Source organism: Haemophilus haemolyticus (assembly GCF_003490595.1).
GTDB lineage: Bacteria > Pseudomonadota > Gammaproteobacteria > Enterobacterales > Pasteurellaceae > Haemophilus > Haemophilus haemolyticus_L.
In genome coordinates this window covers 23,522-38,477 of sequence record NZ_QQGY01000010.1, presented here as the reverse complement: position 1 = coordinate 38,477, position 14,956 = coordinate 23,522, and the positions used below count along the sequence as shown (strand labels likewise).

Annotated in this window: 11 protein-coding genes; all 11 read left to right on the top strand. The window is 39.4% G+C overall.

Annotation, left to right across the window (positions count from 1 at the left end):
- Positions 1-24 precede the first annotated feature (24 nt).
- The 11 genes from DV415_RS08400 to rpoB all read left to right on the top strand — a co-directional run bounded on the left by DV415_RS08400 (position 25) and on the right by rpoB (position 14,779).
- On the top strand, positions 25-807 hold the full coding sequence (locus tag DV415_RS08400; protein ID WP_118790947.1) for a ribonuclease T2 family protein: 783 nt from the start codon (positions 25-27) through the stop codon (positions 805-807).
- A gap of 101 nt (positions 808-908) precedes the next feature.
- Positions 909-2,069 (top strand): phosphoglycerate kinase, encoded by a 1,161-nt coding sequence (gene pgk, locus DV415_RS08395; RefSeq protein ID WP_118790948.1) that lies wholly within the window; start codon positions 909-911, stop codon positions 2,067-2,069.
- Between the two features lie 120 nt (positions 2,070-2,189).
- Complete coding sequence (gene fbaA / locus DV415_RS08390) at positions 2,190-3,269, top strand: class II fructose-bisphosphate aldolase (RefSeq protein ID WP_005639380.1); 1,080 nt, start codon at positions 2,190-2,192, stop codon at positions 3,267-3,269.
- 67 nt (positions 3,270-3,336) lie between these two features.
- Positions 3,337-4,377, top strand: coding sequence for a glycosyltransferase family 9 protein (locus tag DV415_RS08385; RefSeq protein WP_118790949.1), 1,041 nt, complete (start codon positions 3,337-3,339; stop codon positions 4,375-4,377).
- Between the two features lie 213 nt (positions 4,378-4,590).
- Complete coding sequence (locus DV415_RS08380; protein ID WP_053466122.1) at positions 4,591-6,135, top strand: YjjI family glycine radical enzyme; 1,545 nt, start codon at positions 4,591-4,593, stop codon at positions 6,133-6,135.
- A gap of 8 nt (positions 6,136-6,143) precedes the next feature.
- Positions 6,144-6,932: a 4Fe-4S cluster-binding domain-containing protein gene (locus tag DV415_RS08375; RefSeq protein ID WP_118790950.1), complete on the top strand. Its 789-nt coding sequence runs from the start codon at positions 6,144-6,146 to the stop codon at positions 6,930-6,932.
- 103 nt (positions 6,933-7,035) lie between these two features.
- Entirely contained in the window at positions 7,036-8,289 is a 1,254-nt protein-coding gene (locus DV415_RS08370) for a NupC/NupG family nucleoside CNT transporter (RefSeq protein WP_005630844.1), read from the top strand.
- A 68-nt stretch (positions 8,290-8,357) separates the two neighbouring features.
- Complete coding sequence (gene deoD, locus DV415_RS08365; protein WP_005643966.1) at positions 8,358-9,074, top strand: purine-nucleoside phosphorylase; 717 nt, start codon at positions 8,358-8,360, stop codon at positions 9,072-9,074.
- A gap of 172 nt (positions 9,075-9,246) precedes the next feature.
- A complete protein-coding gene (rplK, locus tag DV415_RS08360) occupies positions 9,247-9,675 on the top strand; it encodes a 50S ribosomal protein L11 (RefSeq protein ID WP_005627653.1) in 429 nt (142 codons plus the stop codon).
- A 4-nt stretch (positions 9,676-9,679) separates the two neighbouring features.
- Positions 9,680-10,369: a 50S ribosomal protein L1 gene (gene rplA / locus DV415_RS08355; RefSeq protein ID WP_005649467.1), complete on the top strand. Its 690-nt coding sequence runs from the start codon at positions 9,680-9,682 to the stop codon at positions 10,367-10,369.
- A 381-nt stretch (positions 10,370-10,750) separates the two neighbouring features.
- Positions 10,751-14,779, top strand: a complete 4,029-nt coding sequence (gene rpoB, locus DV415_RS08345; RefSeq protein ID WP_118790951.1) for a DNA-directed RNA polymerase subunit beta — start codon at positions 10,751-10,753, stop codon at positions 14,777-14,779.
- Positions 14,780-14,956 lie beyond the last annotated feature (177 nt).

Sequence of the window (14,956 nt, the reverse complement as noted above, 5' to 3'; positions counted from 1 at the left end):
ATTGACAAAAACTAAACAAAATTTATGAAAAAATTCACTTCCACCCTTTCTCTTATTGTCCTCGTTGTATTAGCAATTTGGCAATATTTTACCGATTCAACCAAAACTAAAAATCAATCATCTTCTCTCGTAATCGAACAGACTAAGCAAACAAAAGCATCTGAGCCTAAATTTGAGCCTCAATTTGAGACAAAGCGGACTGATATTGAAAAAAGTGCGGTGAAAAATCTGAATGTTTTTGTCAATTATGATGTAATTATGCGCGATGATCCTATCGGGCAAAATGCAAAAGTGCCTGTCGATTATTATATGTTGGCATTATCTTGGTCGCCTGGATTTTGTGATATTCAGCGTGAAAAATATGGTAATCAGTTGCCTTCTTCCTCTCAATATCAATGTGGAAGTAACCGCGCTTTAGGTTGGGTCGTTCATGGGCTGTGGCCTCAAAATGCAAATGCACTTTCAGTGACGGATCATCCACGTTTTTGCAAGGGCGATTTACCTGCATTGCCAAAAGATTTATTAGCACGATATTTGGCTATTTCACCAGGTGAACAATTATTGCAAGGCGAATGGGAAAAACACGGCAGCTGTGCGTTTGATTCTGCCCAGCAATATTTTGCTAAGGAGCAGGAATTATTTAGCTCATTAAAATTACCGAATCAAAATTTAAGCCGTAATGAACTTTTTCGTTGGATGAAACAACATAATCCACAATTAAAAAATGCTTATTTAGGTGCAAGTCGAAACGAATTATTCATTTGTTATGATAAAAAATGGCAGGTAATGAATTGCCAAAGCAAATAAGAATTTCTTTGATCTAAATCGTTACAACCTAGCGCGAAGTAGGTATAATACGAAGAGTTTTCAATTTTAATTTTAATTTTAACTTAACAAGAGGATAGATTATGTCAGTAATCAAAATGACCGATTTAGATTTAGCCGGTAAACGTGTATTTATCCGTGCGGATCTTAATGTGCCAGTAAAAGATGGCAAAGTGACCTCAGATGCGCGTATTCGTGCGACCATTCCTACTTTAAAATTAGCCTTAGAAAAAGGCGCGAAAGTGATGGTAACTTCTCACTTAGGTCGTCCAACTGAAGGTGAATCCAAACCAGAAGATTCTTTACAACCAGTTGTTGATTACTTAAAAGACGCAGGCTTTAATGTTCGTTTAGAACAAGACTATTTAAACGGCGTAGATGTTAAAGAAGGCGAAATTGTTGTTTTAGAAAACGTACGCGTGAACAAAGGTGAAAAGAAAAACGATCCAGAATTAGGTAAAAAATATGCCGCACTTTGCGATGTATTTGTAATGGATGCGTTTGGTACTGCTCACCGTGCGCAAGCATCAACTTACGGCGTTGCAGAATTTGCACCAATCGCTTGTGCCGGTCCATTATTAGCTGCTGAATTAGATGCATTAGGTAAAGCATTAAAAGAACCTGCTCGCCCAATGGTGGCTATTGTTGGTGGTTCTAAAGTTTCAACCAAATTAGAAGTATTAAATTCTCTTTCAAAAATCGCTGACCAAATTATTGTGGGCGGTGGTATTGCAAATACTTTCATTGCGGCAGCTGGCCACAATGTAGGTAAATCTTTACATGAAGCTGATTTAATCCCAGTCGCCAAAGAATTAGCAGCAAATACAGATATTCCTGTTCCAGTTGATGTACGTGTTGGTTTGGAGTTCACTGAAACTGCAGCAGCTATAGAAAAATCAGTGACTGAAGTTAAAGATGATGAATCTATCTTCGATATCGGTGATAAATCTGCAGAACAATTAGCAGAAATCATCAAAAATGCAAAAACCGTTTTATGGAATGGCCCAGTTGGCGTGTTTGAATTCCCTAACTTCCGTAAAGGGACTGAAATCATTTCTCACGCGATTGCAAACAGCGATGCATTCTCTATCGCAGGTGGTGGTGATACATTAGCGGCTATCGATTTATTTGGTATTGCAGACAAGATCTCTTACATTTCAACTGGGGGCGGTGCGTTCTTAGAATTCGTAGAAGGCAAAGTATTACCTGCAGTAGAAATTCTTGAAAAACGTGCGAAAAACTAACCGCACTTTTCCTATGTGGCATATCGATGGCGAGCATTAAAAATTGCGCCATCGATAAAAAGTCAAAAAAATTCTCCAATTGTGGGTTTGTCCCGCTAAACATAAAAAGGAAACACAAGTATGGCTAAATTATTAGATATCGTGAAACCTGGTGTTGTAACAGGTGAAGATGTGCAAAAAATCTTTGCTTATGCAAAAGAGCATAACTTTGCTATCCCTGCAGTAAACTGCGTGGGTTCTGACTCAGTTAATGCTGTGTTAGAAACTGCTGCACGCGTAAAAGCGCCAGTTATTATTCAATTTTCTAACGGTGGTGCGGCGTTCTATGCGGGTAAAGGTATTAAACCTGCAAGTGGTGCTCGTCCTGATGTACTTGGTGCGATCGCAGGTGCGAAACACGTTCATACTTTAGCGAAAGAATACGGTGTTCCTGTTATTCTTCACACTGACCACGCAGCGAAAAAATTACTTCCATGGATTGATGGTTTACTTGACGCAGGTGAAAAACACTTCGCAGAAACTGGCCGTCCATTATTCTCTTCTCACATGCTTGACCTTTCTGAAGAGCCAATGGAAGAAAATATGGCAATCTGCCGTGAATACCTTGCTCGTATGGATAAAATGGGGATGACCCTTGAAATCGAAATCGGTATTACCGGTGGTGAAGAAGATGGCGTAGATAATTCTGGTGTTGATGAATCTCGTTTATATACTCAACCATCTGACGTGCTTTATGTTTACGACCAATTAAACCCAGTAAGTCCTAACTTTACGGTCGCAGCGGCATTTGGTAACGTACATGGCGTGTATAAACCGGGTAACGTAAAATTAAAACCATCTATTTTAGGTGCATCACAAGAGTTCGTTGCGAAAGAACGTAATCTTCCTGCAAAACCAATTAATTTCGTCTTCCACGGTGGTTCTGGTTCTAGCCGCGAAGAAATCCGCGAAGCAATTAGCTACGGTGCAATCAAAATGAACATTGATACCGATACTCAATGGGCATCTTGGAATGGTATTTTGAACTTCTATAAAGCAAATGAAGCTTATCTTCAAGGTCAATTAGGTAACCCTGAAGGTCCAGATGCACCAAACAAAAAATACTACGACCCACGTGTTTGGTTACGTAAAATGGAAGAATCTATGTCTAAACGCTTAGAACAATCTTTCGAAGACTTAAATTGTGTTGATGTTTTATAATCCACAAAAATAACATAAAATACGACCGCACTTTCAAGTGCGGTTTTTTTATTTTAGCGGAGAAATTATGGAAAAGATCTTAGTTATTCGTAACGATAAATTAGGCGATTTTATGCAAGCATGGCCTGCTTTTGCTATGTTGAAGTTATCGAATCCTTCTTTAAAATTAACCGCACTTGTTCCGAGTTACACTGCGCCTTTAGCGGAGGTTTGTCCGTTTATTGATCATGTCATTATTGATAGTAAAAAAAATGATAAAACGGATTTCAAACGTCTTGTACAGGAAATCAAATCGCAGCAGTTTGATGGAATGATTAGCTTTTTTTCCAATACCCATAATGGAAAACTTGCTTGGAAAAGTGGGATTAAATATCGTCTCGCGCCAGCAACGAAATGGGTTCAAATTCTCTATAATCATCGCCTGATACAACGCCGCTCTCGTTCTGAAAAATCAGAATCTGAATATAATCAAGATTTAGTTCGCGCTTTTTTGCACAGGCATAATATGCCAGTTGTTGAACCTAAACCGCCTTATTTAACCTTTGAGAAAAGTGCGGTGGAAAATCAACGCATTTTCTTGCAAGAGGGTTTAGGACTTTCCGCAAATAAAAAATGGATCTTTGTGCATAGCGGTTCTGGTGGTTCAGCTACGAATCTTTCTTTAGCGCAATATGCGGATTTAATTAAAGGCTTATTGGCTGAGTTTGATTGCAATGTTGTGCTGACAGCAGGACCTGGCGAAAGTGAAAAAGCTCATGAATTGGCAAATATGGTGAATGATTCACGTGTAGCCATTTACGATAAGAATAAAGGTTTAGTGGATTTCGCTCATTCTTTAGCTTGTGCGGATTTATTTATTGCGGGATCTACAGGGCCATTGCATTTGAGCAGTGCGTTTAATATTCCGACTATCGGGTTTTATCCAAATAGCCGTTCTTCTCAGCCGAGACGCTGGAAACCGATTAATGATGCAGATAAGCATCTTGCATTTTGCCCACCCTCGGGAAAAGAGACTCAAATGAATCTAGGGCTAATTTCTATTCAACAAGCATTACAAGAGATAATCCCTTTTGTTAAGAAAATGTGTTATTCAAGTGATAACATTTAAAATTTACCAATCAAATTAAAACTGGCGGATCTTCATTACTCCGCCAGTCAAAATCCTTTTCTCTCTACCATCTAAATTCTATATTTCTTATTTTAATGGTTAATCGTTTGCTTCAGTTTTTATTTCTGAAAATGTGATCTCGCTCACATTTTCAAAATTGTCTATTTTGTTACCATTGCGTACAATACAAAACCATTTTAAAAGGGGGACATTATGTTAGCTTCACTTCAAGATATTCTCGATACGGTTAAAGCCAATAATCTGACTTATCATCAAAAATTAATGACATTAGGCAATATTGCCGAGCGTTTATTTGATCCTCGTGATTTGCTTGGCTATACCGATGAAGAATGGGGCTTTTTACAGAATCAGATGATCTGTGATTTATGTGAAGGTTACGCGATTTATCGCCCTCGTTATATCCTGCCTGATTACAATGTGTATATCCAAAAAGGCTGCGAATTTTTAGAATTGCCGCCACCAAAAGATCTAGATGAAGCACTTGACGGATTATTGATTCTTTACTCTCACGTGCCATCTATTACAACTTATCCTGTTTATGTTGGCCGTCTTGATGTGTTGCTCGAACCTTTCATTACTGATGAAGAAAAAGACTACATCAAAATTAAACGTTTCTTAAATCATATCGACAAAACTGTGCCTGATTCATTCTGTCATGCCAATATTGGGCCTTATGATACGAAAGCGGGTCGCTTGATTTTACGCGCGGTGATTGAGCTTGAAGCGCCAACACCGAATATGACCATTCGTTATGATAAATCCAAAACGAGCCGTGAGTTTGCTGAACTTGCAGCAAAAGCCTGTTTATTAGTTTCTAAACCATCTTTTGCGAACGATGCTTACTATATTTCTGATCTAGGTGAAGAATATGGCGTAGCAAGTTGCTATAACGCACTTCCCGAATGTGGCGGCGCTTACACATTAACACGTTTACGTCTAGGGACGATTGCGCGCGCGTGTAAAAGTGCGGATGAAATGGTGAACGAATTATTACCACGTGTGGCGAAATGTGCTCTTTCAACCATGGATAAACGCCATAAGTTTGTAGTGGAAGAAAGTAATTTCTTTAACAGTTCATTCCTTGAAAAAGAAGGCTTTATCAAACGCACTAATTTTACGGGGATGTTCGCAATTGTGGGCTTGGCAGATGCAGCAAACCACTTATTGCAATGTGAAGGCTTAAATGAAACCTTTGGTAAGAGTGCTCGTGGTGATGAAATTGCGACAGCAATTATGGATAAACTTAAAGAAATCACCGATGCACATGAAGGGGTTTATGCAGAACGCACAGGCAATCGTTATTTATTACATGCGCAAGTCGGTGCAAGTAACCACGAAGAAGACAAACGTAACGCACCGGCTCACCGTATTCGTGTAGGCGAAGAACCAACGTTACTTACACATTTGAAACAGTCTGCACCGTTCCATAAATATTTCCCATCTGGTACAGGGGATTTATTCGCCTTTGATCAAACTTATGTAGATCACTGCGATGCGGTGGTGGATATTATTGATGGTGCATTCTCTTTAGGCTATCGCTACATTACTACCTATTTGAAAAATACAGATTTAATTCGTGTTACAGGTTATCTAGTGAAGAAAAGCGAAGTTGAAAAATACCGTAAAGGCGAAGTCGCATTACGCGATACAACCTGGTATGGCTCGGGTACGGATGAATGTGCCAACGTGTTTGATCGCCAGTTACGCGATGAAAAAGATGTCACTGCTGAAAAATAATTGGAAAAATGACCGCACTTTCTGAGATTTTTGTGCCGTTGCATCGGATTATTCCTTTTTCAAATGTAGAGGGGCAAGGCAATCGTTCGAGTATTTTTCTGCAAGGTTGTAAGTTAAATTGCTTGTATTGCCATAATCCGGAAACTATACCTCGTTATACGGAAAATGCGAAATTGGTTAGTTTGCAGTATTTGTATGAACAGGTTATGGAGGCGGTTCCATTTATTCGAGGTGTCACAATTTCAGGTGGTGAACCGACAATCCATCATAAAAAACTGGTGCCGCTCTTTGAGGCTTTACATTCGCAGGGATTAACCTGTTATTTGGATAGTAGTGGCTTTTTTGAGTTTGATCGTATTCGTTCGTTAATTGATGTCACTGATAAATTTTTATTCGATCTGAAAGGAGAGGGTTTTGGCTTGCAAACACTTTGCTTCGATCGGAAAAATCAAGCAGGTATTGTACCGCAACAAGTGATACCAGAACGTTTGCATATAAAAAACGATAAACTGGAGCGGAATTTGCAAAATTTAGCTGCCTTGTTGCCATTAAATAAAGTGGAAGAAGTGCGGTTGGTTTTTTTAAAGCATTTTTTTGATGCTGAATATTTAGTGAGAAAGGTTGCTCAACTGCTACGAAATTATCCTGACGTGGCATTAAAAATTATCCGTGTGCATAGCAAAGGTGCGCGAGATGAAGCAGGGTTGTCTGCACATATCCCAAGTGCGGAGGAAACAAATGAGCTGGCGAAGCTGGCTTATCAATATGGGATTGAAAAAGTCCTGACTATTTTGTAATCGTTTGTGTTAAGTGCGGTGAAATTTCACCGACTTTTTCATCAAAAACAAGTAAAATAGTGCCGTTTTATTTTTATCAACTTCACCAACTAAGGGGAATCAAATGAGTGTGTTAAGCAGCATTTTGGGAATGGTCGTATTAATCGCTATTGCCGTGTTACTTTCCAATAATCGTAAAGCGATTAGTATTCGAACTGTCGTGGGGGCGTTAGCAATCCAAGTAGGATTTGCCGCCCTTATTTTATATGTGCCTGCAGGTAAACAAGCATTGGGTGCCGCTGCGGATATGGTATCTAACGTTATTGCCTATGGTAACGACGGGATTAATTTCGTTTTCGGCGGATTAGCGGATCCAAGCAAACCTTCGGGTTTCATTTTTGCAGTGAAAGTATTACCAATTATCGTATTCTTCTCTGGCTTAATCTCTGTGCTTTATTACCTTGGCATTATGCAAGTGGTGATTAAAGTATTGGGTGGTGCATTGCAAAAAGCATTGGGTACCTCAAAAGCAGAATCAATGTCAGCTGCGGCTAATATTTTCGTTGGTCAAACTGAAGCACCATTGGTGGTTCGCCCTTACATTAAAAATATGACCCAATCTGAATTATTTGCCATCATGGTGGGTGGTACAGCGTCTATCGCGGGTTCAGTAATGGCAGGTTATGCTGGAATGGGCGTGCCATTGACATACTTAATTGCAGCGTCATTTATGGCGGCACCAGCAGGTTTGTTATTTGCGAAATTAATGTTCCCACAAACAGAACAATTCTCTGATAAACAACCAGAAGACAATGATTCAGAAAAACCAACTAACGTACTTGAAGCAATGGCGGGCGGTGCGAGTGCAGGTATGCAACTTGCGTTAAACGTAGGTGCAATGTTAATCGCATTCGTTGGTTTAATTGCATTAATTAACGGTATTTTAAGTGGCGTAGGTGGATGGTTCGGCTATGGCGACTTAACCTTACAATCTATCTTTGGTTTAATTTTCAAACCATTAGCATACTTAATCGGTGTAACAGATGGTGCTGAAGCAGGTATTGCAGGACAAATGATCGGGATGAAATTAGCGGTTAATGAATTTGTGGGTTATCTTGAATTTGCAAAATACTTGCAACCAGATTCTGCGATTGTATTAACTGAAAAAACCAAAGCAATTATTACTTTCGCACTTTGTGGTTTTGCTAACTTCAGCTCTATTGCAATCTTAATCGGTGGTTTAGGTGGAATGGCGCCAAACCGTCGTAGTGATGTTGCGCGTTTAGGCTTAAAAGCAGTAATCGCGGGTACTTTAGCAAACTTAATGAGTGCAACGATTGCAGGCTTGTTCATCGGTCTCGGTGCTGCAGCGCTTTAATTCTCGGATAAGTGCGGTGAAAAATGACCGCACTTTTTATTTTTATATTTAAAAAAGGAAGGAAAATTATGACTCCACATATTAACGCGCCTGAAGGCGCATTTGCTGATGTTGTTTTAATGCCGGGTGATCCACTTCGTGCAAAATATATTGCAGAAACATTTTTGCAAGATGCAGTAGAAGTAACAAATGTTCGTAATATGCTTGGTTATACCGGTACTTACAAAGGTCGTAAAATTTCTATTATGGGCCACGGTATGGGCATTCCATCTTGCTCTATTTACGCGAAAGAATTAATCACTGAATACGGCGTGAAAAAAATTATCCGTGTAGGTTCTTGTGGTGCTGTTCGTATGGACGTAAAAGTGCGCGATGTAATTATCGGTTTAGGTGCATGTACTGATTCAAAAGTAAACCGTATTCGTTTCAAAGATAACGACTTTGCAGCTATTGCTGACTTCGATATGGCACAAGCCGCTGTTCAAGCTGCAAAAGCAAAAGGCAAAGCAGTTCGTGTAGGTAATTTATTCTCGGCGGATTTATTCTATACACCTGATGTAGAAATGTTCGATGTAATGGAAAAATACGGCATTTTAGGTGTGGAAATGGAAGCTGCTGGTATTTATGGGGTGGCTGCAGAATATGGTGCGAAAGCATTAACGATTTGTACTGTTTCTGACCATATTCGTACACATGAACAAACCACAGCAGAAGAACGTCAATTAACATTTAATGATATGATTGAAATTGCATTGGATTCAGTATTAATTGGTGATGCACAGTAATTTCTTATAGTGGATTTAAGAAGTGCTTGAAAAACAACCGCACTTTTTATATAATCCGCGCCCATTATGAGCCGTTCTCGGCTCATATTTTTGTGTGGTGCAATGAATGTTGCACTGAAAATTATCGGGGAGCTATTTAATAGCGTTATTACCCAATTAGAGGAAAACTAAAATGGCAAAAAAAGTCCAAGCCTACGTTAAGTTGCAAGTTGCAGCTGGTATGGCAAACCCATCACCACCAGTTGGTCCTGCATTAGGTCAACAAGGTGTGAACATCATGGAATTCTGTAAAGCATTCAACGCTCGTACTGAGAGCTTAGAAAAAGGTTTACCAATTCCAGTTGTTATCACTGTATATGCAGACCGTTCATTTACTTTCGTAACTAAAACTCCACCAGCAGCAGTATTATTGAAAAAAGCTGCGGGTATCAAATCTGGTTCTGGTAAACCGAACAAAGATAAAGTGGGTAAAGTAACTTTAGATCAAGTTCGTCAAATCGCTGAAACTAAAGCAGCAGATATGACTGGCGCGTCTATCGAAACTAAAATGAAATCAATCGCTGGTACTGCTCGTTCAATGGGCTTAGTGGTGGAGGAATAATACGATGGCTAAATTGACTAAAAAAATGAAAGCAATCAAAGCTGGCGTAGATTCTACCAAAGCATATGAAATCAACGAAGCAATCGCAGTATTAAAACAATTTGCGACTGCTAAATTCGTGGAAAGCGTTGATGTTGCAGTAAACTTAGGTATCGATCCTCGTAAATCAGACCAAAACGTACGTGGTGCAACTGTATTACCACACGGTACCGGTCGTGAAGTTCGTGTCGCTGTGTTCACCCAAGGTGCTAACGCAGATGCAGCTAAAGAAGCTGGTGCTGATTTAGTAGGTATGGAAGATTTAGCAGAGCAAATCAAAAAAGGCGAAATGAACTTTGACGTTGTTATCGCTTCTCCTGATGCAATGCGTGTTGTTGGTCAATTAGGTCAAGTATTAGGCCCACGTGGTTTAATGCCAAACCCTAAAGTTGGTACTGTAACTCCAAACGTTGCTGAAGCAGTTAAAAATGCTAAATCTGGTCAGATCCGTTATCGTAATGATAAAAACGGTATCATCCACACCACTATCGGTAAAGCAAACTTCTCTGAAGTTCAATTAAAAGAAAACCTTCAAGCATTATTGGCTGCTTTAAACAAAGCAAAACCAACTACTGCTAAAGGTATCTTCATCAAGAAAGTAAGCATCTCTACCACTATGGGGGCAGGTGTTGCTGTTGATCAAGCTTCTTTATAATTTAAAGAATTGATAGATTTTAAACCGCACTTTTTTAAAGTGCGGTTTTTTATTTCATAAAATTTCTATATAAGTTTTAAACTTGACGAGAAAGCCGCATTCATTTAAAATCTACCGCCTCAAAATTAGCAAAGGTTTAGATTGATTTTTAATCAATTTTGACCTTTAATTGTTTAATTTAACCGTGTTTTGATAGAAAACACATCTATACAATGATAAATTCACCGTTATTTGTCGTTGTTTTGCTCAAGTTGTCGTCCTATGTAATTTGAGTTGTCACCCCACTATAGAAGTAAGGTTCAGAGTGCGGTCATTTTAACGGTCATTCACGTCACAGTTAGTTTGTGGCTAGGTCACTGAACAGTTAGCAGAGGAAAACCAATGGGTTACTCCTATTCTGAAAAAAAACGAATTCGTAAAGATTTCGGTAAACGTCCGCAAGTTTTAAATGTTCCTTATTTATTAACCATTCAGTTGGATTCTTTTGATAAATTTATTCAAAAAGATCCTGAAGGTCAGCAAGGTTTAGAAGCGGCATTCCGTTCTGTATTCCCTATTGTAAGCAATAATGGCTATACAGAATTACAATATGTAGATTATCGTTTAGAAGAACCTGAATTTGATGTACGTGAGTGTCAAATTCGTGGCTCAACTTATGCAGCAGGCTTACGTGTAAAATTACGTTTAGTGAGCTACGATAAAGAATCTTCTTCACGCGCAGTTAAAGATATTAAAGAAAATGAAGTTTATATGGGTGAAATCCCATTAATGACTGATAACGGTACTTTTGTAATTAATGGTACCGAGCGTGTTATCGTTTCACAATTACACCGTAGTCCAGGCGTATTCTTTGATTCTGACAAAGGTAAAACCCATTCTTCAGGTAAAGTGCTTTATAACGCACGCATTATTCCTTACCGTGGTTCTTGGTTAGATTTTGAATTCGATCCAAAAGATAACTTATTTGCGCGTATTGACCGTCGTCGTAAATTACCGGCAACAATCATTCTTCGTGCATTAGGCTACACCACTGAAGAAATCTTAAACTTATTCTTTGATAAAATTACCTTTGAAATCGCTGGCGATAAATTGTTAATGACTTTAGTGCCAGAACGTTTACGTGGTGAAACTGCTTCTTTTGATATTGAAGCAAATGGCAAAGTTTATGTTGAACGTGGTCGTCGTATTACTGCACGCCATATCAAGGCATTAGAAAAAGATAAAATTTCACAAGTCGTTGTACCTTCTGAATATATTTTAGGTAAAGTTGCATCGAAAGATTATGTTGATTTAGAGTCTGGCGAAATTATTTGCCCTGCGAATGGCGAGATTTCTTTAGAGACGCTTGCAAAACTTGCGCAAGCAGGTTACACCACGATCGAAACTTTATTTACTAACGATTTAGATTACGGTCCATATATTTCTGAAACGCTACGTGTCGATCCAACTTATGACAAAACCAGTGCGCTTTATGAAATTTATCGCATGATGCGTCCGGGTGAGCCACCAACACCAGAATCTTCAGAAGCGTTATTCAATAATTTATTCTTCTCTGCAGAGCGTTATGATTTATCTGCTGTCGGTCGTATGAAATTCAATCGTTCTTTAGCGATCGCAGAAGGTGAAGGCACTGCTACTTTAAGCAATGAAGATATTATTGCGGTAATGCGTAAATTGATCGACATCCGTAATGGTCGTGGCGAAGTGGATGATATTGACCACTTGGGTAACCGTCGTATCCGTAGCGTAGGTGAGATGGCGGAAAACCAATTCCGTATCGGTTTAGTGCGTGTAGAAAGAGCGGTGAAAGAACGCTTATCTTTAGGTGATTTAGATGCAATCACACCGCAAGACTTAATTAATCCAAAACCAATTTCTGCAGCGGTGAAAGAATTCTTTGGTTCTTCACAACTTTCGCAATTTATGGACCAAAACAACCCATTATCAGAAGTGACACACAAACGTCGTATTTCTGCATTAGGTCCAGGCGGTTTAACGCGTGAACGTGCTGGTTTTGAGGTACGTGACGTACATAACACTCACTATGGTCGTTTATGTCCGATTGAAACCCCTGAAGGTCCAAACATCGGTTTGATCAACTCACTTTCTGCGTTTGCACGTACTAATGATTATGGTTTCTTAGAAACACCATATCGTAAAGTAGTTGATGGCCAAGTTACTGAAGAAATTGAATACTTATCTGCAATTGATGAAGCAAACTATATCATTGCACAGGCAAACTCAAATTTAGACGAAAATAACCGTTTTACTGATGCTTTTGTTACTGCACGTGGTGAACGTGGTGAATCTGGTTTATATAAACCTGAGGATATTCACTATATGGACGTTTCGACACAACAAGTGGTATCTGTCGCGGCTGCATTAATTCCATTCCTTGAGCATGACGATGCGAACCGTGCGTTGATGGGTGCGAACATGCAACGTCAAGCAGTTCCAACATTACGTGCGGATAAACCATTAGTTGGTACAGGTATGGAAAAACCAATCGCACTTGACTCAGGTGTTGCGGTTGTTGCAAAACGTGGTGGTACAGTTCAGTACGTCGATGCTTCTCGTATCGTTATTAAAGTAAATGAAGATGAAACCATTGCAGGTGAAGCAGGTATTGATATTTATAACTTAATCAAATATACCCGTTCTAACCAAAATACTTGTATTAACCAAATTCCTTGTGTGAATTTAGGCGATCCAATCAATCGTGGTGAAGTATTAGCAGATGGTCCTTCTACTGATTTAGGGGAACTTGCATTAGGTCAAAATATTCGCGTGGCGTTCATGCCTTGGAACGGCTATAACTTCGAAGACTCAATGTTAGTTTCTGAACGTGTTGTTCAACAAGATCGTTTCACTACCATCCATATTCAAGAATTATCTTGTGTTGCGCGTGATACCAAGTTAGGTGCAGAAGAAATTACTGCAGATATTCCAAACGTAGGTGAGTCAGCGTTAAGCAAACTTGATGAATCAGGTATTGTTTATGTTGGTGCAGAGGTTAAAGGTGGGGACATCTTAGTCGGTAAAGTAACGCCTAAAGGTGAAACTCAATTAACCCCAGAAGAAAAACTTTTACGCGCAATCTTTGGTGAAAAAGCTTCAGATGTTAAAGATTCTTCATTACGTGTGCCAAACGGTACATCAGGTACGGTTATTGATGTTCAAGTCTTCACTCGTGATGGCGTAGAAAAAGATAAACGTGCATTAGAAATCGAAGAAATGCAACTTCGTGAAGCGAAAAAAGATTTAACTGAAGAGTTAGAGATTTTAGAAGCTGGCTTATTTGCTCGTGTTCGTAATCTTCTTATTTCTAGTGGTGCTGATGCAGCGCAATTAGATAAATTAGATCGCACTAAATGGTTAGAACAAACCATTGCAGATGAAGAAAAACAAAATCAATTAGAACAGCTTGCAGAGCAATACGAAGAACTTCGTAAAGAGTTTGAACATAAACTTGAAGTGAAACGTAAGAAAATCATCAAAGGTGATGATCTTGCACCAGGCGTGTTAAAAGTGGTTAAAGTTTACCTCGCGGTGAAACGTCAAATCCAACCGGGTGATAAAATGGCGGGTCGTCATGGTAACAAAGGTGTTATCTCGAAAATTAACCCAGTTGAAGATATGCCATACGATGAGAATGGCCAACCAGTTGAGATCGTATTGAACCCATTGGGTGTTCCATCTCGTATGAACATTGGTCAGATCCTTGAAACCCACTTAGGTTTAGCTGCGAAAGGTATTGGTGATCAAATCAACGCAATGCTTAAACAAAAACAAGAAGTGGAAAAATTACGTGGTTATATCCAAAAAGCGTATGACTTAGGTAATGGCTCGCAAAAAGTGGATTTAAGTACCTTCACAGATGAAGAAGTATTACGTTTAGCCGAAAATCTACGTAAAGGTTTACCGGTTGCAACCCCTGTGTTCGACGGTGCAGACGAAGCTGAAATCAAAGAGTTATTAAAACTTGGTGGATTACCAACTTCAGGTCAAATCACTTTATATGATGGCCGTACAGGTGAGAAATTTGAGCGTCCAGTAACAGTAGGTTATATGTATATGCTCAAATTGAACCACTTAGTTGATGACAAAATGCATGCTCGTTCAACGGGTTCTTATAGCCTTGTTACACAACAACCATTGGGTGGTAAAGCCCAATTCGGTGGCCAACGTTTCGGTGAGATGGAGGTATGGGCACTTGAAGCATATGGTGCAGCTTACACCTTACAAGAAATGCTAACCGTGAAATCGGATGATGTGAATGGTCGTACGAAGATGTATAAAAACATCGTAAGTGGCAATCAACATATGGATCCGGGTACACCAGAATCTTTCAACGTAATAATGAAAGAAATCCGCTCACTTGGTTTAAATATCGAGTTAGATGAAGAGTAATCACTGATTACTATAAATGGTGCTGAGCCCTTGGCTCCACCCGTTTACGGGGGGAGCTGGCGCGAAGCGACTGAGGGGGGATTTATATCCTAAGCCCCCTTCCGCCCTTCGGGCACCTTCCCCCGCAAAGCAGGGGAAGGCAAGAGGAACAACAACATAAGATTTGAAATCGCCGAA

Coding starts and splice junctions, on each gene's coding strand:
- deoD (WP_005643966.1), top strand. CDS start 8,358: ATGACTCCACATATTAACGCGCCTGAAGGCGCATTTGCTGATGTTGTT.
- DV415_RS08380 (WP_053466122.1), top strand. CDS start 4,591: ATGTTAGCTTCACTTCAAGATATTCTCGATACGGTTAAAGCCAATAAT.
- pgk (WP_118790948.1), top strand. CDS start 909: ATGTCAGTAATCAAAATGACCGATTTAGATTTAGCCGGTAAACGTGTA.
- fbaA (WP_005639380.1), top strand. CDS start 2,190: ATGGCTAAATTATTAGATATCGTGAAACCTGGTGTTGTAACAGGTGAA.
- DV415_RS08375 (WP_118790950.1), top strand. CDS start 6,144: ATGACCGCACTTTCTGAGATTTTTGTGCCGTTGCATCGGATTATTCCT.
- rplK (WP_005627653.1), top strand. CDS start 9,247: ATGGCAAAAAAAGTCCAAGCCTACGTTAAGTTGCAAGTTGCAGCTGGT.
- DV415_RS08370 (WP_005630844.1), top strand. CDS start 7,036: ATGAGTGTGTTAAGCAGCATTTTGGGAATGGTCGTATTAATCGCTATT.
- DV415_RS08400 (WP_118790947.1), top strand. CDS start 25: ATGAAAAAATTCACTTCCACCCTTTCTCTTATTGTCCTCGTTGTATTA.
- rplA (WP_005649467.1), top strand. CDS start 9,680: ATGGCTAAATTGACTAAAAAAATGAAAGCAATCAAAGCTGGCGTAGAT.
- rpoB (WP_118790951.1), top strand. CDS start 10,751: ATGGGTTACTCCTATTCTGAAAAAAAACGAATTCGTAAAGATTTCGGT.
- DV415_RS08385 (WP_118790949.1), top strand. CDS start 3,337: ATGGAAAAGATCTTAGTTATTCGTAACGATAAATTAGGCGATTTTATG.